This window comes from Streptomyces sp. NPDC047043 (assembly GCF_040644055.1).
Lineage (GTDB): Bacteria > Actinomycetota > Actinomycetes > Streptomycetales > Streptomycetaceae > Streptomyces.
In genome coordinates this window covers 13,420-35,405 of record NZ_JBEYVO010000056.1, presented here as the reverse complement: position 1 = coordinate 35,405, position 21,986 = coordinate 13,420, and the positions used below count along the sequence as shown (strand labels likewise).

Annotated in this window: 22 protein-coding genes and 2 pseudogenes; 14 read left to right on the top strand and 10 right to left on the bottom strand. The window is 72.1% G+C overall.

Going from position 1 to position 21,986, the window contains the following annotated elements:
- Positions 1 to 247: 247 nt before the first annotated feature.
- Entirely contained in the window at positions 248 to 808 is a 561-nt protein-coding gene (locus tag ABZ880_RS51460) for a hypothetical protein (protein ID WP_361278244.1), read from the bottom strand.
- A 249-nt stretch (positions 809 to 1,057) separates the two neighbouring features.
- A pseudogene (locus ABZ880_RS51455) lies at positions 1,058 to 1,210 on the bottom strand (50S ribosomal protein L11 methyltransferase); the annotation flags it as partial.
- Between the two features lie 294 nt (positions 1,211 to 1,504).
- Here ABZ880_RS51455 and ABZ880_RS51450 point away from each other — a divergent pair.
- Entirely contained in the window at positions 1,505 to 2,659 is a 1,155-nt protein-coding gene (locus ABZ880_RS51450; RefSeq protein WP_361278232.1) for an aromatic acid exporter family protein, read from the top strand.
- Positions 2,660 to 3,308: 649 nt separating this feature from the next.
- On the top strand, positions 3,309 to 4,100 hold the full coding sequence (locus ABZ880_RS51445; RefSeq protein ID WP_361278230.1) for a hypothetical protein: 792 nt from the start codon (positions 3,309 to 3,311) through the stop codon (positions 4,098 to 4,100).
- A gap of 31 nt (positions 4,101 to 4,131) precedes the next feature.
- On the opposite strand, the gene ABZ880_RS51440 is transcribed toward ABZ880_RS51445, so the two are convergent.
- Genes ABZ880_RS51440 through ABZ880_RS51420 form a run of 5 tightly spaced genes read right to left on the bottom strand, consistent with a single transcriptional unit; the run spans position 4,132 to position 8,179 of the window.
- Positions 4,132 to 5,511, bottom strand: a complete 1,380-nt coding sequence (locus ABZ880_RS51440; protein WP_361278228.1) for a HAMP domain-containing sensor histidine kinase — start codon at positions 5,509 to 5,511, stop codon at positions 4,132 to 4,134.
- Complete coding sequence (locus ABZ880_RS51435) at positions 5,508 to 6,170, bottom strand: response regulator transcription factor (RefSeq protein WP_361278226.1); 663 nt, start codon at positions 6,168 to 6,170, stop codon at positions 5,508 to 5,510. The genes ABZ880_RS51440 and ABZ880_RS51435 overlap by 4 nt, the downstream gene beginning before the upstream one ends.
- Positions 6,124 to 6,912: a phosphatase PAP2 family protein gene (locus ABZ880_RS51430; protein WP_361278224.1), complete on the bottom strand. Its 789-nt coding sequence runs from the start codon at positions 6,910 to 6,912 to the stop codon at positions 6,124 to 6,126. The genes ABZ880_RS51435 and ABZ880_RS51430 overlap by 47 nt, the downstream gene beginning before the upstream one ends.
- The gene (locus tag ABZ880_RS51425) at positions 6,909 to 7,514 is read right to left on the bottom strand and encodes a phosphatase PAP2 family protein (RefSeq protein ID WP_361278222.1); all 606 of its coding nucleotides are present in this window, start codon (positions 7,512 to 7,514) and stop codon (positions 6,909 to 6,911) included. Before ABZ880_RS51425 ends, ABZ880_RS51430 begins: the two co-directional genes overlap by 4 nt.
- A complete protein-coding gene (locus ABZ880_RS51420) occupies positions 7,511 to 8,179 on the bottom strand; it encodes a DedA family protein (RefSeq protein ID WP_361278220.1) in 669 nt (222 codons plus the stop codon). The genes ABZ880_RS51425 and ABZ880_RS51420 overlap by 4 nt, the downstream gene beginning before the upstream one ends.
- Before the next feature lie 127 nt (positions 8,180 to 8,306).
- On the opposite strand from ABZ880_RS51420, the gene ABZ880_RS51415 reads away from it, so the two are divergent.
- The 5 genes from ABZ880_RS51415 to ABZ880_RS51395 all read left to right on the top strand — a co-directional run bounded on the left by ABZ880_RS51415 (position 8,307) and on the right by ABZ880_RS51395 (position 12,935).
- Entirely contained in the window at positions 8,307 to 8,678 is a 372-nt protein-coding gene (locus ABZ880_RS51415; protein WP_361278217.1) for a BlaI/MecI/CopY family transcriptional regulator, read from the top strand.
- Positions 8,675 to 9,604, top strand: a complete 930-nt coding sequence (locus ABZ880_RS51410; RefSeq protein ID WP_361278215.1) for a M48 family metalloprotease — start codon at positions 8,675 to 8,677, stop codon at positions 9,602 to 9,604. Before ABZ880_RS51415 ends, ABZ880_RS51410 begins: the two co-directional genes overlap by 4 nt.
- 444 nt (positions 9,605 to 10,048) lie before the next feature.
- Positions 10,049 to 11,554 (top strand): hypothetical protein, encoded by a 1,506-nt coding sequence (locus ABZ880_RS51405; protein ID WP_361278213.1) that lies wholly within the window; start codon positions 10,049 to 10,051, stop codon positions 11,552 to 11,554.
- A 220-nt stretch (positions 11,555 to 11,774) separates the two neighbouring features.
- Positions 11,775 to 12,503, top strand: coding sequence for a lysylphosphatidylglycerol synthase domain-containing protein (locus ABZ880_RS51400; protein ID WP_361278211.1), 729 nt, complete (start codon positions 11,775 to 11,777; stop codon positions 12,501 to 12,503).
- 42 nt (positions 12,504 to 12,545) lie between these two features.
- Complete coding sequence (locus ABZ880_RS51395) at positions 12,546 to 12,935, top strand: Clp protease N-terminal domain-containing protein (protein WP_361278209.1); 390 nt, start codon at positions 12,546 to 12,548, stop codon at positions 12,933 to 12,935.
- Positions 12,936 to 12,939: 4 nt separating this feature from the next.
- Here the strand turns inward: ABZ880_RS51395 and ABZ880_RS51390 are convergent, their stop codons facing one another.
- Both ABZ880_RS51390 and ABZ880_RS51385 read right to left on the bottom strand, forming a co-directional pair.
- A complete protein-coding gene (locus tag ABZ880_RS51390; RefSeq protein ID WP_361278207.1) occupies positions 12,940 to 13,677 on the bottom strand; it encodes a polysaccharide deacetylase family protein in 738 nt (245 codons plus the stop codon).
- A complete protein-coding gene (locus ABZ880_RS51385) occupies positions 13,674 to 15,071 on the bottom strand; it encodes a glycosyltransferase (protein WP_361278205.1) in 1,398 nt (465 codons plus the stop codon). Before ABZ880_RS51385 ends, ABZ880_RS51390 begins: the two co-directional genes overlap by 4 nt.
- A gap of 164 nt (positions 15,072 to 15,235) precedes the next feature.
- Between ABZ880_RS51385 and ABZ880_RS51380 the strand changes: the two genes are divergently transcribed.
- From ABZ880_RS51380 to ABZ880_RS51355, 6 genes are all read left to right on the top strand, one after another.
- Positions 15,236 to 15,649 (top strand): BlaI/MecI/CopY family transcriptional regulator, encoded by a 414-nt coding sequence (locus tag ABZ880_RS51380; RefSeq protein ID WP_361278203.1) that lies wholly within the window; start codon positions 15,236 to 15,238, stop codon positions 15,647 to 15,649.
- A gap of 4 nt (positions 15,650 to 15,653) precedes the next feature.
- Positions 15,654 to 16,670 (top strand): M56 family metallopeptidase, encoded by a 1,017-nt coding sequence (locus ABZ880_RS51375; RefSeq protein WP_361278201.1) that lies wholly within the window; start codon positions 15,654 to 15,656, stop codon positions 16,668 to 16,670.
- Positions 16,671 to 16,805: 135 nt separating this feature from the next.
- Entirely contained in the window at positions 16,806 to 17,744 is a 939-nt protein-coding gene (locus ABZ880_RS51370) for an ATP-binding cassette domain-containing protein (protein ID WP_361278199.1), read from the top strand.
- On the top strand, positions 17,741 to 18,580 hold the full coding sequence (locus ABZ880_RS51365; protein WP_361278197.1) for an ABC transporter permease: 840 nt from the start codon (positions 17,741 to 17,743) through the stop codon (positions 18,578 to 18,580). The genes ABZ880_RS51370 and ABZ880_RS51365 overlap by 4 nt, the downstream gene beginning before the upstream one ends.
- A gap of 27 nt (positions 18,581 to 18,607) precedes the next feature.
- Positions 18,608 to 19,888, top strand: coding sequence for a sensor histidine kinase (locus tag ABZ880_RS51360; protein ID WP_361278195.1), 1,281 nt, complete (start codon positions 18,608 to 18,610; stop codon positions 19,886 to 19,888).
- Positions 19,885 to 20,553, top strand: a complete 669-nt coding sequence (locus ABZ880_RS51355; RefSeq protein ID WP_361278193.1) for a response regulator transcription factor — start codon at positions 19,885 to 19,887, stop codon at positions 20,551 to 20,553. Before ABZ880_RS51360 ends, ABZ880_RS51355 begins: the two co-directional genes overlap by 4 nt.
- A gap of 63 nt (positions 20,554 to 20,616) precedes the next feature.
- On the opposite strand, the pseudogene ABZ880_RS51350 reads toward ABZ880_RS51355, so the two are convergent.
- Positions 20,617 to 21,068: pseudogene (locus tag ABZ880_RS51350) on the bottom strand (sugar nucleotide-binding protein); the annotation flags it as partial.
- Between the two features lie 77 nt (positions 21,069 to 21,145).
- Here ABZ880_RS51350 and ABZ880_RS51345 point away from each other — a divergent pair.
- On the top strand, positions 21,146 to 21,985 hold the full coding sequence (locus tag ABZ880_RS51345; RefSeq protein ID WP_361278191.1) for a hypothetical protein: 840 nt from the start codon (positions 21,146 to 21,148) through the stop codon (positions 21,983 to 21,985).
- The last annotated feature ends 1 nt before the right edge of the window (position 21,986 follow it).

The window sequence follows — 21,986 nt, the reverse complement described above, 5'->3', positions numbered from 1 at the left end:
CCGTGTATGGAGGCCGCACGGTTGCGGGCCCGGTGTTCGCCGCCGTTCTGCGGCGTGTCCCGGACGCACGCCGTTGGCCGCTGTTTGCCGTCCAGGCAGCCAGGGCGGAAGCGGCCTTCTCGGTTCCGCTGGGCGGCCCGAGAGCGGTATTGGGCACTCTCGACCTGTAGCGGGACGCCGCAGGCGAGGAGGAAGGCACGAGGTCATCAGACGCAGGTGGCCGATCGCTCCCGCCGTTCTGCCGTGATCACGTCGGCGCGCGCTTTCCGGCGACAGCGTCCGACGGGGTGGCGGGGGACAGCAGTGCCTCCGCGGCCCTGGCGTGCAGGACGTCCAGCGCCTGGATCTGTTGCTCCGCCCGGTCCAGTAGCTGTTCGAGCCAGTCGGCGTCCAGGCGGGAGTCTCGCGCTGATGCGGAGAGCAGGGAGCGCCAGAGTGATGCCTTGCCCTGCACCCCCGTCCGCAGGGTTTCGAGTTCGACCAGCAGGGTGAGGCCGGAGCGACGCAGCAGGCGGCCATTCGGCTTCACCCGCGTAATTTTCTCGCCCAGCCACGCCCCGTAGAGCTTGTAACGCCTTATCGGGAGGTCGAGATCTGCAACCAGCCGCAACAGAGCCTGACGATCCTGTGAGATCTCCGCCGACAGTTTCCCCAAGGTGCCGGCGTACGCAGACCCCTGATGCTCCTGAACCATGCGCCGGGCAAGCTCGGTGCCCGTCGTGGCACCCGCCAGGTGATCATTGAGGTAGATGCCCAGCATCTTCTGCCGCGTCGGGCCGTCGCGAGAGTCCCGTGTCGTTACGCTCATGGTTTCACTCCCAGTCCTCAGGTCCTTTGCGGTCACCGAGTTCCCCGACTGCGCCGGCCAACCGCTTCGGTCGATCAGCAGTCGACAGTCCGTTCCGGCGTCCGAGGGCCTGGCGCGGGGCCCTTGGGCTGCAGGGGCCCCGGGGCGGGCGCGGGTACGTACGGCGGGTTGGAGATCACCAGGTCGAAGCGACGGCCGGGCACTGCCGCCGTCGGGTCGCCGTGGCGCACGCAGCGTCTGACCGTTCAGCAGGGCGTTCAGCCAGGCTGCGGCGATCGCCCACCAGGAGATGTCCCCCGCAGTGACCTGGCAGCCGAGGCGGGCCGCCGCCACCGCGAGCAGGCCGCTTCCAGTACCCAGGTCCAGTACGTCCTTCCCCGCGGTGCCTCTCCCCCCGCGCATCGCACGCTCCAACAGCCGGGTGTCGGTCTGCGGCGCGTACACACCCGGGGGCACCCAACAGCGAAGCGGGGGAGCGTTGGCGAGGGTCTCGGCTGTCATCGGCGCCTCCTCGGCCGGTGTCCGCGACGGGCAAAGAAGGACAGAGTCCGGGCGATGCCGCAGACCAGTCCCTCGGCAGCAGGCGTAACGATGACGAACTGCCCATCTCGCACCCAGGGGATCTTGAGGCTGTCAATCCAGGTGAAGTCGCTATTGGCGGGTGCGTCCTGTCGCTGGTGTGGCACTTGTCGTCTCATGGAGTGGAAACGTAGGGCGGCCCGGACCGTCCGGTGGCGGGTCGGCACTGCCGTACGGGCGGTGCGGCGGGCGTGGGCCGGCCCGGGGCCTGAGCGGGATCTGGCGGTGCAGGTGGGGAAGGGGGCACTGGCCGCCTGGGTGGCATGGGCCGTCGTGGGCTGGTGGCTCCAGGCTCCGATGGCGTTCGTGGCACCGTGGGTCGCGGTCGTGCTGGTGGAGTCGACGGTGTACAGGTCGGTCGCACACGGCCTGCAGCAGCTCGCCGCGATCGCGGTGGGCACGCTGGTCGCGACTCTGGTGGCGCTGCTGCTGGACCGCACGATGATTACGATGGCCCTGGTCCTCCCGGCGGTGCTGCTTCTGGGGCAGTGGCAGCGCCTGGGGAGCCAGGGCATCTACGCCGCGACCGGTGCGCTCTTCGTGCTGACCGGTGGCCAGGTCACCGTCGCCTCGGCGGCCGCCCGCATCGCGGAGGCGGTCTTCGGCGCGGTGGTCGGCGTGGCGGTCAACGCGCTGGTCCGGCCGCCGGTGTACTTGCGCGACGCCCGCGCCGCGCTGGAGGACGCGGCCCGTGAGGCGCAGGAGATCCTGGATGCGGTGGCCGACGGACTGGCCACCGGCGAGTGGGACGGCCACGCGGCCGGGGAATGGCACGAGCGCGCACTGCGTCTGGGCCGCCTGGTCGACCGGGCCCGGTCGGCGATCGGCTGGAGCCGCGAAAGCATGCGCGGCAATCCGCGCGGGCGGCACGAGAGGTCGCCTTCCGCGCACGACCAGGCCTATGCCGACGGGCTGGCCGTCCTCGACTCCGTCGCCGTCCATACGGCGGGTATGACCCGGGCCGCACGGGAGATCGCCGGCAGGGGGAGGGCGGCCCCGCCGACCGCAGCACTCACCCGTGCCTACGCGGACTTCCTGCGTCATACGGCGTATGCCGTCCGGCTCTACCGTCAAACCCGGTTCGCCCCGGGCCGTCGCGACGACTGCTCCGCGAAGCGGCTGCCCGAGGCAGTCGGCGAACTCCACCGCACGCTCGACGAGTTCCGGCGACGGCTGCCGGAAGCCGTGCCCGACGACCCCGACGCGCTGGCGGCCTACGGAACGCTGCTGGCCCAGGCGCATCGCCTTGCCGATCAACTGGTCCAGGACTGACGCTGCCGACCATGGCTCGGTGAAGGTCGCCTCTCTGTGCTGCCGTACCTGGCTGGGAGAGCGAGCGCGCACGCCATCCCCGCCGACCGAATGCGCCGGCCTGCGCATGCACGTCGGGAATCGTCAGGTGGGTGCCGACAGGGGCCGGGCGTTCAGGCTTGATCGACCGGGATGACCTGAAAAAACGTCGGTCGACGAGCGTGCAACGCGTGCTGAGTGCGCCGCAGCGTCGAGATGTACAGAGCGGTGGTCGGCAGTCCGCGATGCTGAGCCCCGCGCTTGGCCGCTGCGTTCGAGTCTGTCTGCTCGGGCTGTATTTCACCGGTTCCTTGGCTGCGCCCACGTTCGGGCCGATGCCACGTTTTGTGGCGGGCGCTGAGTGCACCGGTCGGCGGATCTCCGGGCGGCTGGCACGTCGGGAGCCGCGCTCCTGCGTGCCGGAAATCGTTCTCGCACCCGCCTGGCCGCGGTGGTCGGGACGGGAGACGGCCACTAGCACCGGCTGCACGGCGTTGACCAGCTCTTCGGCGCAGGCGTTCAGGTTGTGTTCAGGCTCGGAGGAGTATTGGGCAACTCGGGTTCCAGAAGCCCCAAAACAATGGCAAAGGGGTCTGGGGCGGCGACCGGTCACCGTGTCATCGTGCGTGCCATGTCGACTGATCACCTCACCCACAACCGGCCCGCGGGCCACATCCGTCACGCGGCGAGCACGGTGCCGGAGGTGACCGTCTACTTCTGGATCATCAAGGTGCTGACAACCGGGATGGGCGAGACGGCCTCCGACTTCCTGGCCCATGCCTTCGGCCCGATCCCCGCTGTCGGCCTCGGCGGCGTCGCTCTGGCGGCCGCCCTGGCGGTGCAGTTCGCCGTCCGGCGGTACGTGGCCTGGATTTACTGGACTGCGATCGTCATGGTCAGCGTGTTCGGCACGATGGCCGCCGACGTCCTGCACGTGGGGCTCGGCGTGCCCTATGCGCTCTCGACCCCGTTCTTCATGGCCGCGTTGGCCGCCGTCTTCGCCTTCTGGTACCGCAGCGAAGGCACCCTGTCCATCCACAGCATCCACACCCGGCGCCGCGAGACCTTCTACTGGGCCGCCGTGCTGGCCACGTTCGCGCTGGGCACCGCAGCCGGGGACCTCACCGCCACGATCGGCCTCGGCTACCTCGGTTCCGCCGTTGTGTACGCCGCTGCGATCGCCGTTCCGGCCGTCGCCCACCGCTGGGGAAGTCTCAACGCCGTGGCCGCGTTCTGGGCGGCGTACGTCATCACCCGCCCGCTCGGTGCCTCCGTCGCCGACTGGATGGCCGTCGGCCACAGCCGGGGCGGGCTCGACCTGGGCCTGGGGCCGGTCACGCTGTCCTGGACGGTGGCCATCCTCGGCTTCGTCGGCTATCTGGCCGCCTCTCGCAAGGACGTTGGGCACGACGTCATGCCGTGAACACGGCGGTGTCGCCGACCGGTGCAGGCTGTTACCCGGCGGGCAGGCTGACCACGAACCGTGCCCCGGGCGTGTGCCCGGGGTCGTGTGCCACCTCGCCGCCCGCGGAGCGGGCGAGGCGTCGGGCCAGCGGCAGGCCCAGGCCCGCTCCGGCGTGTCCGTCGTCGGGATCCGCGCGTCGGCCGGGTTCGAAGAGGTGCCTGGCGAACGCGGGAGGAACGCCGGGGCCGTCGTCGACGATGTCGATCCGTACGCCGCCCGGTGTGCGGTGCGCGCGGACGGTGACGCTGGAGCGGGCGTAACGGCAGGCGTTGGCGAGGAGCGGGCTGACGATGCGTTCGAGGAGAGCAGGCGGCACCCCGGCCGTCACAGGCGGGCCGTCGGCCGTGAGCGTCAAGTGGCCCGGCATGTCCAGGGCTTCGACGAGGCGTTGCAGAGTGGGCGGTATTTCGGCGGTGCCCCGTGCGGTGAGTGCGCCGTCGCGGGCGTCGTCGAGAAGGGTGTCGCAGATGGTGCGCATGGACTCGGCGGCATCCACGATGACCTGGTGGCTGGCGCGGGTCTGGTCGGCCGTGCGCGGGCGGGTCTGCCACCAGTCGAGTTCGGCGATGATCCGGCTGAGCGGTGTACGCAACTCGTGCGAGAGTTCCCCGGTGAGCTGCCGTTCGTGCCGCAGAACGGTGCGAATGCGGTCCAGTATGGCGTCCAACGACGTACCGAGGCGGGCCAGTTCGGCCGGGTGCCGCATGCTCCCGAAACGCTCTTCGGAGGCGACGGCACTCCACTGCGTCGCCTGGTCCGTCATCGTGCGCACGGGCCGCAGCGCGCGGCCGACCGCAAGCCGGGTCAGGCCGTAGGTGCAGGCGAGCATGACGGCGTCCAGGGCGAGCGAGCCCAGGAGCAGGGTGTCGGCCGAACTCCGGTAGGGAGACAGATCCAGCGCCGTGACCACCGTGGCCTCGCTCCTTCCTCCGGGCAGCGGGTGGGAGCACAGCCGGAAGGGGCCGTGGACGTCGGTGGTGAGGCATCGCTGCCCGCCACCGTGGGCGAGTGCGCCCGCGACGGGGGTCAGCGGCCCGGCGGTCGGCGGTGCTTCCAGCAGTCGGCGGCCGGCGTAGATCCACACGTTGGCGTCGAGGAGTTCGTCGTGGGAGGTCTCCAGGACCCGTACGGTCGTGCCGCCGGTGTCGACGGTCGTCGCCACCGCGACGGCACGGGTGCGTAGTTCGTCGTCCGCCTGGTGCTGGAGGCGGCGCTGGACCACGGCGTTGAAGGCGACGGTGAGGACCAGCATGAGCAGTGTGGCCGTGATGAGGGCCACGAGGGAGAGCCGGCCGCGCAGCGTGCGGGGGCCCAGACGCCGCAGGACGGAGGCCGCGGCGGGCCGCAGTGAGGGGCGGGCGTCGCTCATGAGAGGCGGTGGCCGATCCCGCGGCTCGTGCCGATTGTCCGGTCGCTGCCCGCCTCGCGCAGCTTCCGGCGCAGTCGGGTCAGGTACTGGTCGAGGGTGTTGTCGTGGACCTGGGCCCCTTCCGGCCAGCCTGCGCGGACCAGGTCGCGGCGGGGCACGATTGCTCCGGAAGCGGCCATGAGAGCGGCCAGGAGACGGAACTCGGTCGGAGTCAGATCGACCCGGGCGCCGCGCACGCTGACCGTATGCCGGACGGCGTCCAGGACCAGGTCTCCCGCGATGGCGGCGGGTACCGGAGCGGCCCGATTGAGGACTGCCCGCAGGCGGGCGGCGAGTTCGGCGAGGTGGAACGGCTTGGGCAGGTAGTCGTCGCCTCCAGCGGAGAACCCGGAGAGCCGGTCGGGGAGCCGGTGATGCGCGGTCAGGAAGATGACCGGCGAGAGGAACCCGTTCGCACGCATCGCCTGGCATACGTCGCGCCCGTCGGCGTCGGGCAGCCCGATGTCGAGTACGGCGGCGGAGATGCCGGTGGTGGCCAGCCGCAGGGCAGTGGCGCCGTCCGGTGCGGGGACCGTGTCGAAGTCCTCGTCGCGCAGTCCGCGCATCAGCACGTCACGCAGGGCGTGATCGTCCTCGACGACCAGGATCGTCCGGCGCATGGTCCTCCCTCTGTTCGTGTGCCGTGTCCGCTCGGTCTCCTGTCGAGGCCGTCGCCTCCTTCGCCCTGTGCGCCGAGTCGCTCTCCGTCGTGTCGGGGGCCCAACGCCCGGGCAGCCACCAGGTCACGGCGCACAGGCACACGCCGAGCCAGCCGAGTGCGAACAGCCAGCCGCCGACGACATCGGTGAACCAGTGGACTCCGAGATAGACGCGGGTCAGCCCGACCAGCGCGCCCCAGGTGCCGATGACCAGGACGAGCGGGGACCGGCCACGTGGGCCGCGCACGCAGACCGCGATGATCAGCAGGCCCGCGGTGAGGGCCGCCGTGGTGGTGTGACCGGACGGGAACGCCCAGCCCGAGGCATGCGTGTCCCAGTCCGCCTGCGGCGGTCGCGGCCGGGCGACCACCGCCATCACCGCATACCGCAGCATCTGGCCCACCCCGAGGCAGGCCAGGCAGAGCGCGGCGGCGAGAGCGCGCCGCCGCAGGGTACGGCCCGCGATGATCCCGGCAAGCGCCGCCAGGGCGTACGGGACGACACCCGTCCCGGTGGCGGTCAGCCCTCGGGCGAATGCCACCGCCACGTCCGGCCGGTGGCTGACGGACCAGGTCAGAAGGTCGCCGTCCGCGAAGAGCGGTGTGCCGTCGTGGCCCACCATGACCATGGTCAGCACGCCGAACGCCGTCCACGCGCCCAGGCCGCAGCTGCCGGACAGTTCGGCGATGTCGCCGCGCTTCACGACACCGCCAGCAGCCCATGCAGGCGAGTGACCGTCAGCCGCTCGGCCAGTGCCCCCGCATGCCTGCGCACTGCCGGCATGACAAGCAACACGGTCAGGACGCCGACCACGACTCCTGCAGCAACGTCATGGGGGTAGTGCGCGCCGATCCAGACCCGCGAGGCCGCCATTGCACCGGCGGCGACGACAGCAATCCAACCGAGTCGACGCGAGACGAACAACAACGCGACGGCCGCGGCGGCGGTAATGGCCGCGTGGTTGCTGGGGAAGGACCAGTCGCCGGACGCCGGACACGCGTCCAGAGGAGCCACCCGCAGGCTCCTGCAGGGGCGGTCCTCGCGCACCAGCAGCTTCCGCACCGCGTCCACTCCGTGGGCCACGACCGCGACGAACGGCACCGTCAGCGCCGTCACCGACGCGGTGGCGCTCGCCCGCCGGGCGCGCCACCAGCCGAGAACCATGAGCACCGCGAACAGGGCCAGTCCGTACGTCGACCACACCGACACGGTGTCTTTCAGCCATGCGGGGGCGTGCCGGGCGAGCCCCACCACGTCGGTGTAGGCCGGGCCGTCGATCGACGACCCGTCGAGGGCGAGAATCATCCGCGGGCCTCCTTCGCCTTTGCGTCCCGCCGTGAGCGGAGCACCTCGGCGGCGAGCGGAATCAGCGACAGGGCCACGATCACCGCGACCATCGGCAGCAGATACCGGTCCACGTTGGGTACCGAGGAGCCCAGCGCGTAGCCCGCCAGCGTGAGACCCAGGCTCCACACCAGCCCGCCGGCCATCTGCCAGACGGTGAACGTCCGCACCGGCACCCGCAGGGCGCCCGCCATCGGGTTCAGGACCGTACGCACCACCGGAACGAAGCGGGCCAGCACGATCGCCTTCGCATGCCCGTAGCGCTCCAGCAGCTCCTCCGCGCGCTGCGCCCCCTCGTGCAGGCGGGCCGAGCGACTGCGGGCGAGCAGGGCGCCGCCCGCTCTTCGGCCCAGGAGAAAACCGCACTGCGAGCCGGCCAGCGCCCCCACGGCCGCGGCGACCAGCAGCGGGGCGAGCGACAGCTTCAGGCCGCGGTCGGCGGTGCCGGTGCACAGCAGCCCCGCCGTGAACAGCAGCGAGTCGCCCGGCAGGAAGAAGCCGATCAGCAGCCCGGTCTCGGCGAACAGCACCACGCCCACGCCCAGCACGCCGAAGGCCGACAGCAGCGAGCGCGCATCCAGCACATTGACGGCGAGCTGCGACGACAGGTGCATGGCTGTGGTCATCGTCGAGAGCCCTTTCGTCGTTCTTTCGGACCGTCGGGCGCGGGGAGAGGGCGGCATCCGACGGGTGACTACAATCCTGTAGACGGTCTACTCAACTGTAGACGACGGTGGAGTGAGGAATGTTCCCATGACCGACGCGCGGGACGACAGGCGGCCGGCCGGCGAGCTGGAAGCGGCCGTCATGGCGGCGCTGTGGGCGGCGGGTGTCCCGCTTACGCCAGGTCGGATTCAGGGTGAACTCGGCTCCGGGCTGGCCCGGACGACGGTGGCGACGATTCTGACCCGTCTGCACGAGAAGGGTGTGGTCAGCCGTGAGCGGCAGGGGCGCGGCTACGCCTATGTCCCCGTGCAGGACGCCCAGGGCCTGACTGCCCGGCGCATGCACACCGAACTCGACCGGGACACCGACCGGGAGACGGTCCTGGCCCGCTTCGTCGCCCAGCTCAGCCCCGGCGACGAACAGGTCCTGCGCCAGCTCCTGGACGGTGACGGGCAATGACGGCTCTGCTGCTCGTACCGCTGATCCTGTCCTTCCTCGTGCCGAGGCCGGCCCGCTGGACCCTCGACCGTCTGGCCCCCGCCACCGCGCTGCAGGTCCTCACCGCCTCGGCCCTCGCGCTGGCGGGAGCCTGCGTGGCCGCCCTCGGTGCCCTCGTCCTGACCGGGCTGCTCACGTTTCCCGCTTTCGCCGCCCTCGGCGAACTCATCCACCCCCTGCACACTCCCTCGGACTACCTCGTCCTCCCCGCGGCCGCCGCGGCGACCGGAGTGCTCACCCTCGGTGCTCTCACCCTCGCCCGTTCGGTCTTTCGGCAGGCCCGCGCACTGCGTGCAGCCCGCATCCAGGCCGGTCGCCGTCCCGCCGCCGGCGACCTCTGCGTCGTCGACTCGCCCCACCCGGACGCGTACGCCCTGCCCGGACGGCCGCACCGCATCGTCGTCACCACCGCAATGCTGCGCAGCCTTCAACCCGCTGAACGAGAGGCCCTCTTCGCCCACGAACGCGCCCACAACCGGGCCGGCCACCACTACTTCCTGGCCGCCGCGGAACTCGCCGCCCACTGCCATCCCGCGCTGCGCAGCGTGCGCGACTCCGTCCGGCTCGCTGCCGAGCGGGATGCCGACGAGGCCGCTGCCAGCGCAATCGGTGACCGGCGTCTGATCGCCACGGCGATCGCCCGCGCCGCCCTCGCCGGTCACGCCTCCCCCTCCACGCGCCCGGACTTCGCACCCGCCGCGGCCACCGGCCCCGTTCCGCAACGCGTCGCCGCCCTCCTGGCACCCGCCGGGGGCCGCCCGCGCGCGGCGTGTTGCACCGCGCTCCTTCTCGTGGCCTGCGCACTCCTGTCCGTCACCGCCGGAACGGCCGGCGTCGTCGACTTCCACCACGAGGTCGAGATCGCCCAGGGAGAGAACGGCCCGTGACCGCTCGGGGCCGGCCGCCGACCGCCTGCTGTTCACCCCGTCCCGAGTGATCATCTTGGGGTGCGGGTCGGCTTCAACGGTCGCGACAGGTCGTCGCTGGCATCGGGGCGCCCGGCGCGGTGACGGCGAGACGGGTGGAGCGGAGTCTGCGTCACGGCTCCCGGTATTCGGCCGTGAACGCCGCCCGGGCGGTGCGCGGACGGTCACCGTGGCCATCCGCGCCCAGTCTGACGGCCTGTCCCGTGGCGAGGATCTCGCCCGCCAGCTCATCGGCGTTACGTCATGCGGCTGCATGCGGCTCCCTTCGGCCCGGCCGGGGAGCCCGTGTCGGCCGGTCCGGAAGCCCTTGCGGCGCGTGGCGCTTTGACGCTGCACAGCGTTGCCGGAGGTCCTGAAGGTTGTAGAGTCGGTACTCCTACAAGTTGTAGGAGCAAGAGGTGTGTGATGGCAGACGGCGTACAGGCCCTGACGGCCGGCCCGCGCAGGCCCGGCCCACCGACGGCCGTGCGCGCCGACTGGCGATCCCTGGGCGAGGTGGCCCTCGCGGTCGTTGCCGGCGCCTTCGCACTGACCCAACTCCTTCTCGTGCGACCGGGGATGGGCCTCGGTTGGGACGAGTCGGTCTATGTCAGCCAGGTCGCCTCGCATGCGCCGGCCGCGTTCTTCAGCGCACCACGCGCTCGCGGCGTTCCGCTGCTGGTGGCGCCGGTCGTCGCCTGGTCGTCGTCCACCGCTCTGTTGCGGATCTACCTGGCCGTCCTGTCCGGTCTCGCCCTCTTCCTCGCCCTCCGCTGCTGGCGTGGGGTCTTTTCCGCCCCTGCGCGCACGATGGCCGGCGCCCTCTTCGCCACCTTGTGGGTGACTCTGTACTACGGCCCGCAGGCCATGCCCAACGTCTGGGTCGCCGTCGGCGCTTTGGCCGGCACGGGCTGCTTCCTGCGCGCCCAGGCGAACCGCTTCGACCGCACGGCCCTGTGGGGCGTGGGTCTGAGTGCGGCGCTGATGGCCTGGATGCGCCCCGTGGACGCGGTCTGGGCGACCCTGCCCTTGCTCGTCCTGCTGGTGGGCGTACGGCGCTGGCGGCGCCCCGCGCTGCTGATGGCGCTGTTCGCCGGGCTCACCGCCGGGGCGGCCGAGTGGGTGATCGAGGCGTATGTCTCCTACGGCGGCCTCACGCAGCGCCTGTCCGACGCCTCCCGCGTCGAGGGCGGCCTCGGCTGGCACTTCGCCGTCGGAGACCAGCTGCGTGCCCTCGGCGGACGTACGCTGTGCCGCCCGTGCACCGGTGCCGCGCCGCCTGCCGCGGTGACCTTGTGGTGGTGCGCCTTACCCCTCCTCGCCGTCCTCGCCGCAGTGGTCGCCATGCGCACTCGGCGCAGTGCTGCGGCGCTCGTACCGCTGGCATGCGCGGCCTCGGTGGCCTTCCCCTACCTTTTCCTGATCGGCTACGCGGCGCCCCGTTTCCTGCTGCCCGCCTATGCGCTGACAGCCGTCCCGGTGGCCGATCTCCTGGTGCATCTGCTCCGGACACCCGGACGGATCCGTCGGCCGCTGACCGTGGCGGTGCTGACGTGCGCTCTGGCCGGGCATCTGGCTGTGCAGTTCGTGGTGCTGGAGCACACCGTGCACCGCACGACCGCCGCCCATCGCGAGTGGGCCGCTGTCGCCGCCGGGCTGCACCGGCTGGGTGTCCGTCCGCCCTGCCTGGTGACCGGAGAGGACTACGTCCCGATCGCCTACTACGCGGGCTGCTCGTCCGCGGCGATCGGTGGCCACGACGCCAGCACCACGGCAGCCGCCATCCGGCAGGCTGCCCGTCGGATGCCCACCGCCACGCTGGTGGCACCGCGGGGTGGCCCGCCCGGCTACGCCCGCTCCTGGACTGCGCACCGGGTCTCCGGCCTGCGCGTGTACGTCGCATCCGCCCCGGAGCGGGGAGGACGGCGGTGAGTGCCACCGGCGCGCCGCCGTCCCGCGGCTTCGGCCGGCCCTGGCAACTTGCCGTCACTGCGGCCGCGGCTGTGGCGGCGGCTTGGGGCCTCGCCGCGCACCGAAACACGGTGGACGCCGGCGCAGACCAGCTCGCCGTCGCGGACCGGAACTGGCTGCTGGCTGCCTGCGCGGCCGCCTGGCGACCTGGGTGTGCGCGGCCCTCGCCCAACAGGGGGCGGTGGCCGAACGGCTGCCCGCCGGGCGGCTGGTGGCCGCACAGTTCGCGGCATGCGCGGCCAACCACGTGCTTCCGGCCGGGATCGGCGCGAGCGCGGTCAACCTGCGATTCCTCACTCGCTGCGGCCTGTCCACCGCCCGCTCGGCGACCGCGCTGGCGGTCAAGGCCGCCGCCGGCGGGCTGGTCCGTCTCGGGCTGGCCGGTGTGCTGCTCCTGGCCTGGCCCCAGACCCCGCGGCTGTCGACGACCATCCCGCGCAACTCCCTGGCGATACCGGTCGTCGGCTGCATTGCGGTGGCCGCCCTGGCCGTGGCGCTGAGCCGACCGCTGCGCCACCGCGTGGGGCGCGTGGCTCGGCGCGTCCTGACCGACGTGAGAGCGGCGCACGGCAGGCGTTCCAGGGTTTGCGCCCTGTGGGGAGGATGTCTCGGCTTCGCCCTGCTGCACGCCGCCGTGCTGATCGCCGTGGTCCGGGCACTGGACGTGACCGTGCCCGCCGGTCACGTCCTGCTCGCCTACCTTCTCGCCAGCGGCGCCGCCGTCCTGCTGCCCACCCCCGGCGGACTGGGCTCGCTGGACGCCGCGCTCGTGCTGACGCTCACCGCGGCCGGCGCACCCGGGTCGGCGGCCCTGTCGGCGGTCATCGGCTACCGCCTGTTGACGGGTTGGCTGCCGTTGCTCCCTGGCCTGCTGGTCCTGGCGCTGTTGGCGCGCCGCTCGGTTTTGTGATCCTGGCTGGGCGGGCGGGTCGGACCCGTCCAATCTGAGAACGTGACCCTGGGGACGACGCGGCGTCTTGGAGCACTGCTGTCCGGCACCTTCACGGTCTCGGATGTCCTTGACGAACTCGGATGCGGATCACTCGCCGCGCGGCTGCCTGAGAGCGCATCGCTCGACGAACTCCTCAGCGAGGCCGAGCACGAGGCCCGGTGCCGTCGGCATCCGTACCTGAGCAGCGAGCACGTCCTGCTTGCCGTCGCCAGGGCGGCCGGGGAGCGTGAACTCGTCAGCGAGTACGCGGGGGCACTGGACCGGACTCCCGTCCGGGTGCACCGGTGGTGGCGGCCACGAGGACGCAGCTCCGCGCTCCGGGCCCGAGGCCAGAGGCTCCTGGACGAGCAGCAACGATCTGCCCTGGAGCGCGGACGCGACTGCCCCTGAACCGTCAGGCCGGTCGGGGCCAGCCGTGGTCGCGCAACCGGCCGACCCCGTAGCCCCGTTGCTCGCAGGTGTCGAGGATGCGAGGGAGCGCGCCCAGAGCCGAGCGCCAGGCCCCAGGGGCGGAGGTGCAGTCGGAGTCGTGGAGCAGGATCGTGCCGCCGCCGTCCAGGTCGGACGTGACGGTGCGGTGGACGGACTCCGGAGTGGCGCGGGCGGTCCAGTCCTCGCCCCAGCTGGTCCACAGCACCGGAGTGAGAGCCAGGCGGCGGGCGGCCAGATGGGCGGCGGTCGACATGACGCCGTACGGGGGCCGGAACAGCGTGGGCTGCTGCCCGGTGAGGTCGGCGGTGGTGTCGCGTGCGCGGGCGAAGTCGTCGTACGTGGCGCGCGGGCCGCGCAGCAGCAGTGGGCGGTGCAGCCAGCCGTGGATGCCGATCTCGTGACCCGCCGCGGCGATCTCGCGGACCAGGCCGGGCGAGCGGTGCGCCTCGCGGCCCAACAGGAAGAAGGTCGCCCGGACTTGGCGCCCGGCGAGGAGGCCCAGGAACTGCGGGGTGGACAACGGGTCGGGGCCGTCGTCGAAGGTGAGAGCGATGTGATCCGGGCGGCCCCGGCCCGACAGACGGGGCATGGTGCGGTTGCGCAGCGGTCCGAAGGTCGAGATCACCGGCGCTCCATGGGTGGCCATCAGAGTCGGCGCGGCGGCGAGGGCGGCGGTGCGCAGCAGCCGGGCGGCGGTCACGAGTGATGTCCTTCCGGACGGAGATCGCGGCCGGGATGGTGGTCGTCGAGGTCGAGGCGGTGTCCGATGGCGTGCAGCACACCCGGGCCGTCGTATGCCGTCGCGACCCCCGTGCCGACGGCGCACGCCCACACGGCGCACGCCACGGCGCTCGTGGTGACGAGCCGGCGTGCCGTGGGGCGGCGCCGTCGCCTGAGCGTTGGCGGCCGCATGGGCGGCAGGCCCTGGGCGCGGACGAGGGCTATCTCGGCGGCAGGCCCGGCGTCGGGGTCCGGGGCGAAGAGGGCGAGCCCGGCCGCGCGCCGGCGCCGTCCGAGCGGGCCGTCGATCAGTTCGCCCAGCACGGTCTCGAGGTGGGCCGGGTCACGGATCCAGACGGCCGCGCCGGCCTCCTGCAGGGCGGCGGCGTTGGTCAGCCCGTGCCCCGGTATGCACCGGTAGCTCGCGACGGGCAGACCGGTGGCGAAGGCCTCCAGGGAACTGAGCCCGCCCGCGTTCTGGACCAGGACGTCGGCGGCGTGCATCAGGCCCGGCATGTCGTCGACCCAGCCGAGTGCGTGCTCGATGCCGTCCGCCCGCAGCTGTGCGGCCAGGGCCTCGTTGCGGCCGCAGACGACCACGGGGAGGGCCACGCCGCAGTCGCGCAGTTCCAGGGCCACCTGCCGGACCGGTCCGACGCCCCAGGAGCCGGAGACCAGCAGTGCCAGCGGGGCGTTCTCCGGCAGCCCGAAGCGGGCCCGGGCCGCCTCGCGCTCCCGCGCGCTGCCGGGACGGAACCGCGGATCCACCACCGGACCGCACACCCGGACGTCCCGTGCCCCGACGGCCCGCGCCTGCGCGGCGGGCACCGCGTGCGCGGCGAGATGCACGTCCACGCCGTCGGCCACCCACAGCGGGTGCACCGAGAAGTCGGTGAGATACGTGACGACGGGCACGGCCAGTCGTGCGCGCCGCCGCAGGCCGCCCAGGACGCGGCTGGCTCCCGGGTAGGTGGAGACGACCGCGCCGGTGCCGGGATGCAGCGCGTTCAGCATGCGTTCCTCGGCGGTGCGCAGCAGCGCTCGTGCCAACGGCCCGCCGCCACCGGCGCGTTCGGTGCTGCGGTAGACCCGCTGGTAGGCCCAGGGTGCCTGGACCAGCATGCGGTGGTAACCGTCCCGCACGAGCCGTCCGAGATGGGCCGGCAGCAGGTCCAGCAGGTCGAACCGATCGACGGTGAGGCCGTCGGCCGTGAGCCGGCGGGCAAGCTCTGCGGCGGCGCCGTCGTGACCGGCACCGATGCTCGCCGAGACGATCGCTACGCGCGCGGTCTGCACCGTCGCCGGCACCGGCTCGGAGCGCAGGGTGGCGGCCGCCAGGGCGCGCAGATGCACCGAACTTCCGAGGTAGGGCATAGGGGCTCGTTCCTCCGCGGGGTGGAGTGGGCGGCCGAACTCTACAACATGTAGTAGAGCAACTCGTACAACATGTAGTAGCTCTGGTGGCAGCGATCCCGCACCGGTTCTACAGGTCGTAGTAGCTCCCGGTAGGCTGGGGCCGAGCGGGAAGGCGGTGAACGGTGCGCGACCGGAAAAGCGACGAAAGCGGCGAGACGACCGGCAGAAGAGCACGCGGGGAGCTGGAGAGCGGTGTGCTCGGCGCATTGTGGGCCGCTGACCAGCCGCTGACCGCACGGCAGGTCCAGGAGCGGCTGTCCGGGGACCTCGCCTACACGACAGTGCTGACGATCCTGTCGCGCCTGCACGACAAGGGCATGCTGGTACGGCATCCCGCGGGCCGCGGCTACGTGTTCGCGCCGGTCCGGGACGAGGCGTCCGAGACTGCCGTACGGATGCACAGCCTGCTAGAGCGCGGTTCGGACCGGGAGGCGGTGCTCGCCCGTTTCGTGTCCGAACTGTCGCAGGAGGACGAGCAGTTGCTGCAGCGTCTGCTGGGCGGGCAGGACGCCGGGAGCGGGGACGACGGGCAGTGAGCCGGTGAGGATCAGCGTCTACGTCCCGCTCCTGGTCACCGTGGTTCTCGCGGTGCTCGCACCCCGGGCTGCCCGGCGCCCGGCACCGCGCCCTGCGGCCTGGTTCCTGGCGTGCGCGGCGCTGGTGACGGCGACCGGCTGGCTCGGCTCGCTGGCCCTGCTGGCGTTCACCGGGTTCGCACAGATCCCCGAGGTCGCCGAGGAGGGCCACTGGTCGGTGGTCGCACTTCGCACGCAGGACCCGGTCTCGCTGGCCGTCGCGGCCGTCAGCGCCCTGGCACTCGCGGCTGGGCTCCTCTCGCTGGGCGTGGCGGCCGTACGGCAGGCCCGCCACCTCCTGTGGGCGCGGCGGCAATGCGACCGACTGCCCACAGGGACCGAACTGGCGGTGCTCGACGACGAGGCACCGCAGGCGTTCGCGCTGCCCGGCACGCCCGGTCGGATCGTGGTGTCCCGAGGAATGCTGCGCTGCCTCGGTGACGCGGAGCGCGAGGCCCTGCTGGCGCACGAACGGGTCCATCTCCGCGGCCGCCACCACCTCTTCCAGGCTGTGTGGCGGCTCACGGCGGCCGTCAACCCCATGCTGCGCCCGCTGGCCGAGGCGGGCGGTTTCGTCCTGGAGCGGTGGGCCGACGAGGAGGCCGCGGCCCACGTCGGCAGCCGTAAGGTCGTCGCCCATGCCGTCGGACGGGCGGCTCTCGCCTCGGCAGGCGCCCCCCGCCCGGCCGCCCTGGCGGCGACCGGCGGCGCGGTGCCCCAGCGGGTGCAGGCCCTGCTGGCCCCGCCGCCCCCGCGCCGCACCCTGCCCTTCGCGGCGGGCGCCCTCCTGCTCACCCTGTGCTGCGCCAGCCTGGCCAACGCCGCCTCGGACAGCGAGAGCCTGGTCGATAGCGCGGAGCGGGCCCAGTGCGCCGCGGATGCCGGGCCGGCCGGCGCGGCGTCGGCGGGCCATGTCCCGCACGGCCCGGATCCTTGCTGCGACCACCGTGGAGCCGACGCGCACGGAAGTCACCGCTGGTAGGCAGGTAGTACCGCGGTACTACCTGCCCGTCGCCGGTCAGCCTTCCGGTACCACCGGATCGGGCGGATCGGCTCCTAGCGTTGCGGGTGAGGCGTCGGCAGTGACGGGCGCCGCAGTCCGACAGGGAGAACGCGGATGATCGACGCACGGCAGTTGACCAAGAGGTACGGCGAGAAGACGGCCGTCGACAGCCTGGACTTCGTCGTGAAGCCCGGCACGGTGACGGGCTTTCTGGGGCCCAACGGCGCCGGCAAGTCCACGACCATGCGCATGATCGTCGGCCTCGACGCCCCGACGAGCGGCTCCGTCACCGTCAACGGCCACCACTACGCCCAGCACCGGGCACCGCTGCAGGAGGTCGGCGCCCTGCTGGAGGCGAAGTCGATCCACCCGGGCCGCTCGGCCTACAACCACCTCAGGGCCCTCGCGCTGACGCATGGCATTCCGCGCCACCGGGTGGAGGAGGTCATCGATCTCGCCGGGCTGGCCAGCGTGGCGAACAAACGGGCCGGCGCCTTCTCCCTCGGGATGGGCCAGCGCCTGGGCATCGCGGCGGCGCTGCTGGGCGATCCGCAGACGGTGATGCTGGACGAGCCGGTCAACGGGCTGGACCCGGAGGGCGTGCTGTGGATCCGCAATCTGCTCAAGAGGCTTGCCGACGAGGGCCGTACGGTGTTCGTGTCCTCGCACCTGATGAGCGAGATGGCCCTGGTGGCGGACCACCTGATCATCGTCGGCCGCGGGCGGCTGCTGGCCGACACCACCGTCGGAGACCTCATCCGTGAGGCGGGCGGCGACACCGTGACGGTCGCGACGCAGGACCCGGCGCGACTGCGGGACGTACTGGCCGGACCGGGCGTCGACATCACCGGCCGCATCGGCTCCGAGGAACTGCAGGTGACCGGGCTGACCGCCCGCGCGATCGGGCTGAAGGCGGCCGAGCACGGGATCGCACTCTTCGAGCTGAGCGCCCGGACCGTGTCGCTGGAGGAGGCGTTCATGGACCTGACCAGGGACGCCGTGGAATACCACGGCTCCACGACTGGCATCGAGACCCTCGGGAGGCCCGCATGAGCACCCTCACCGCAACCGCCCAGGAACCTGGGACCGTCCCCGCCCGCCCCGCCTACCGGGTGACCGGACGGCGCGTGCTTTCCTCCGAGTGGGCGAAGCTGTGGTCCCTGCGTTCAACCTGGATCACCCTGGGTCTCGGCCTGCTGTTCCTGGTGGCGTTCGGGCTGATCGCCGCGAGCCGCTACGAGTCGGGCATCAACTCCGGACACATGGACCGGGACTTCGCGGCTTCGACGGCAGTAAGCCTGTCCCTGTTCGGTACGAACTTCGCCCAGCTGGCCCTGGGCGTGCTCGGTGTGCTGGTCACGGCGGGCGAGTACTCGACCGGCATGATCCGCTCGACGCTCGCGGCGGTGCCCCGACGGCTGCCCGTGCTGTGGTCCAAGGCGGCGGTGTTCGGGCTGGTCGCGCTGGCGGTGGGCATGCTGGGGGCGTTCGTCGCCTTCCTGTTCGGGAGCGGCATCGTCTCGGGTACACCCGCGGCCATGGGCCTGACGCACGCGGGTGTCCTGCGCAGCCTGCTGGGCGCCGGGCTCTACCTCGGCCTGGTCGGCGTGATCGGCACCGCGCTGGGTGCGCTGCTGCGGTCGGTGGCTGGCGGGATCTCGGTGCTGGTGGCCTCCCTGATGCTGATCCCGGGCCTGATCTCGCTGCTGCCGAGCTCCTGGCAGGACGACATCAGCCCCTACCTGCCGTCCAACGCGGGGGAGTCGATGTTCGCGCTGACCCACGACTCGACGACCCTGTCGCCGGGTGCCGGGCTACTGGTCTTCCTGTGCTGGACGGCGCTGGCGCTGGGCGGCGCGGCGTACCGGCTCGCGCGCAGCGACGTCTGACGGCCGCACCATGGACAGGTGACGTCCGTGACCACCGATGACCTCAGCGGGATGGGACCGCTGGTCGCCCGCCTGTCCCGGGGCGGCCAGCGGTTGCGGCAGGCCGACCGGGCACACCCGTGGGTGCTGGACACCGCGGTCGTGTTCCTGGTCTTCCTGATGTTCTGTCTGCCCGAACTGATCCACGGCGGCGCCGACGACGACGGCGACGGCCCACGCCGTTTCCGGCTCGCCTTCACCCAGCTGCCCGTCGCGGGGATGCTGGCCCTGCAGGCCGGCCTGGTCCTGCCCCTGCTGTGGCGGCGGCGCAGGCCCGCGGCCGCCTTCGGCGTCATTGCCGCGGTGTTCGTCCTCCAGTGGTCCTTGGGCGCGGCGCTGCGCGCCGACGTCGCCCTCTTCGTCGCTCTGTACAGCCTGGCCCTGCACGGGCGGCTGCGGCACCTGCCGTGGGCCTGTGCCGCCATGGCAGGTGCCATGGTGCTGGTCGCCGTACGCGTGTCCGTGGCCGTGTCCGTCTGGGACGCGCTGTTCTTCCTGCTCAGCACGACGACCGCGGCCCTCGCACTCGGCCTGATGGTCCGTATCCGCCGGGCCCAGCTCGCCGGACTGCGTGACCGGGCCGCCCGCCTGGAGATCGAGCGCGACCAGCGCAGCCAACTCGCGGCGGCCACCGAACGCACCCGCGTGGCCCGCGAGATGCACGACATCGTCGGCCACAACCTCTCCGTCATCATCACCCTCGCCGACGCCGGCTCCTATGCGAGCGACACCGCACCCGAACGCGGCAAGGAAGCCCTCCAGCTCATCGGCGACACCGGCAGGCAGGCCCTCGGTGAGCTGCGGCGCGTGCTCGGTGTGCTGCGCGGGCCGGCGGAGGCATCCCCGGCCGGGCCCGAGCTCAGCCCGCAGCCCGGGATCGCGGACATCGACTCGCTGTGCGCCACAGTGCGCGCCGCCGGACTGGAGGTCGTCTACCGGACCTCCGGTGACGTGGACGCCCTGGACAGCGGGGTGCAGCTGACGGCGTATCGCATCGTCCAGGAAGCCCTCACCAACACCCTCAAGCACGCTGAAACCGATACCCGGGTGCACCTGGCGATCATCGAGTCGGACACCCGGCTGACCATCCGGGTCCGGGACACCGGAGCGGCCGCGCCGCCCGCGCCGCACGAGGAAGGGCACGGACTGGTCGGCATGCGGGAACGGGCAGCCCTGTACGGCGGGAGCGTCATCGCGGGGCCGGCGGGCGGCGGAGGATGGAGCGTCGAGGCCGTCCTCGATCTCACACCCGAAGGAGATGCCCGGTGACCACCGTGCTCGTCGTGGACGACCAGCCGCTGCAACGCTACGGCTTCCGCATCCTGCTGGACTCCGTCCCCGAGACCGACGTCGTCGGTGAGGCCGGCCACGGCGCTGAAGCCGTCCGCAAGGCCGCCGAACTGCGCCCGGACGTCGTCCTGATGGACATCCGGATGCCCGGGATGGACGGCATCGAAGCCACCCGCCGCATCGTCGCCGCCGGCGAGCGATCGCGCGTCCTGGTATTGACCACCTTCGACCTCGACGAGTACGTCCACGCCGCCCTGCGGGCCGGTGCCAGCGGCTTCCTGCTGAAGGACGCGCGCCCCGAGGAGCTCCTGGCCGGCATCCGGGCCGTCGCCGTCGGCGATGCGGTCATCGCGCCCGCACTCACCCGTCGTCTCCTGGACGAGTACGCGCGGTACGTCCCCGCGCACCGCGGTGACCTCACCGAGGACCCGAGGCTGAGCTCCCTCACCGACCGCGAGCGCGAGATCCTCGAAGCAGTCGGCAAGGGCTGGACCAACGGCGAGATCGCCACCCGCTTCGTCCTGTCCGAGTCCACCATCAAGACCCACGTCGGCCGCGTCCTCGCCAAGATCGGCGCCCGTGACCGCATCCAGGCCGTGATCTTCGCCTACGACCACGGCCTCGCCCGGCCCAGCGCAGACTGAGCCACGACAGGCTCCAGTCGGTAGCCGCGTCCGCGCGGTGTGTGTGGTGCGTGCGCCCGGATACGGCCGCTCGGCCGCCAGCAGCGCCGAAAACGCTTCATGCAGGGCCTGGCGCCAGTCGCGGATGGGCTAGACTCCGGCGGCTGCCCAGCGGTCGTGGCCAAGGACGCCGTACGCCGGTCTGTGGGCCGGCGTAAGTAGGCGTCGCTGGTGGTCGGGCGGACCCGCTCGGGGTCCGCGCCGAGCAGCCGGAAGATCTCCCGGGTGAGGCCGAACCAGGTGGTCTCGTCACCGCTGGTGCCGTGGTAGACCCCGCCCGGGGCGGCACCGTTCAGCGCGGAGTGGCCCAGGCGGACGAGCCGGTCGGCGAGGTCGACGGTCCAGGTGGGCTGGCCGCGCTGGTCGTCGACCACGTGGAGGGTGTCCTTGACACTCTCCAGTTTGATCATCGTACGGACGAAGTTGCCGCCGCCCGCGCCGTACAACCACGCTGTTCGCACCACGAGGCCCGCGTCGGACGGTACGTGTGTGGGAGGTGATCAGCACGCGCAGTCAGGATGCGTTCAGGTAACCGCTGGCACGGTCGAGCCTCATGACCTATGAACTCTCCGAAACACCGGACGCCGCGCGGGCTGCCGACGGACCCGCCCGGCACGCACACCGCCTCCGCCTGAACAAGATCCCCGAGGTCACCGTCTACTTCTGGATCATCAAGGTCCTGTGCACGACGGTCGGCGAGACCGCGGCCGACCTGCTCAACGAGAAGGCGGGCCTGGGCCTGACGGGTGTGTCGGTGCTGATGAGCGCCCTCCTCGCGGTCGTCCTGGTCGTCCAGTTCCGCACCACCGCCTACCGCGCGGGCGTGTACTGGCTCGCTGTCGCCCTGATCAGCGTCGTCGGCACCCTGATCAGCGACAACCTGACCGACAACATGGGTGTACCGCTGGAGACGACCACCACGGTGTTCGGGATCATTCTCGCCGTCGTGTTCGTCGTCTGGTACCGGCGTGAGCGGACTCTGTCCATCCACAGCATCGACACCACCAGCCGCGAGGCGTTCTACTGGCTGGCCGTGCTGTTCACCTTCGCCCTCGGTACCGCGGCGGGCGACCTGGTCTCCGAGCGCATGGATCTCGGCTACTGGCTGTCCGCGATCCTGTTCGCCCTGGCCATCGCCGCCGTCGGCATCGCCCACTTCACCCTCGGCCTGGACGCGGTGTGGAGCTTCTGGATCGCCTACATCCTCACCCGCCCCCTCGGCGCCTCGATCGGCGACTACCTCTCCCAGCCGACCGGCGACGGCGGCCTCGGCTTCGGCACCGTCGTCACGAGCGGTCTCTTCCTGGCGGTCATCCTCGGCCTCGTGGTGTATCTGACGGTGACCCGGAAGGACGTCGCGGATGCCGGACGCGTCGCGCGGCCGGTGGTCTGAA

Excerpts from the sequence above, each read along its gene's own strand:
- ABZ880_RS51460 (WP_361278244.1), bottom strand. The coding sequence starts at position 808 with ATGAGCGTAACGACACGGGACTCTCGCGACGGCCCGACGCGGCAGAAG.
- ABZ880_RS51450 (WP_361278232.1), top strand. The coding sequence starts at position 1,505 with ATGGAGTGGAAACGTAGGGCGGCCCGGACCGTCCGGTGGCGGGTCGGC.
- ABZ880_RS51445 (WP_361278230.1), top strand. The coding sequence starts at position 3,309 with ATGTCGACTGATCACCTCACCCACAACCGGCCCGCGGGCCACATCCGT.
- ABZ880_RS51440 (WP_361278228.1), bottom strand. The coding sequence starts at position 5,511 with ATGAGCGACGCCCGCCCCTCACTGCGGCCCGCCGCGGCCTCCGTCCTG.
- ABZ880_RS51435 (WP_361278226.1), bottom strand. The coding sequence starts at position 6,170 with ATGCGCCGGACGATCCTGGTCGTCGAGGACGATCACGCCCTGCGTGAC.
- ABZ880_RS51425 (WP_361278222.1), bottom strand. The coding sequence starts at position 7,514 with ATGATTCTCGCCCTCGACGGGTCGTCGATCGACGGCCCGGCCTACACC.
- ABZ880_RS51420 (WP_361278220.1), bottom strand. The coding sequence starts at position 8,179 with ATGACCACAGCCATGCACCTGTCGTCGCAGCTCGCCGTCAATGTGCTG.
- ABZ880_RS51415 (WP_361278217.1), top strand. The coding sequence starts at position 8,307 with ATGACCGACGCGCGGGACGACAGGCGGCCGGCCGGCGAGCTGGAAGCG.
- ABZ880_RS51410 (WP_361278215.1), top strand. The coding sequence starts at position 8,675 with ATGACGGCTCTGCTGCTCGTACCGCTGATCCTGTCCTTCCTCGTGCCG.
- ABZ880_RS51405 (WP_361278213.1), top strand. The coding sequence starts at position 10,049 with ATGGCAGACGGCGTACAGGCCCTGACGGCCGGCCCGCGCAGGCCCGGC.
- ABZ880_RS51385 (WP_361278205.1), bottom strand. The coding sequence starts at position 15,071 with ATGCCCTACCTCGGAAGTTCGGTGCATCTGCGCGCCCTGGCGGCCGCC.
- ABZ880_RS51370 (WP_361278199.1), top strand. The coding sequence starts at position 16,806 with ATGATCGACGCACGGCAGTTGACCAAGAGGTACGGCGAGAAGACGGCC.
- ABZ880_RS51365 (WP_361278197.1), top strand. The coding sequence starts at position 17,741 with ATGAGCACCCTCACCGCAACCGCCCAGGAACCTGGGACCGTCCCCGCC.
- ABZ880_RS51345 (WP_361278191.1), top strand. The coding sequence starts at position 21,146 with ATGACCTATGAACTCTCCGAAACACCGGACGCCGCGCGGGCTGCCGAC.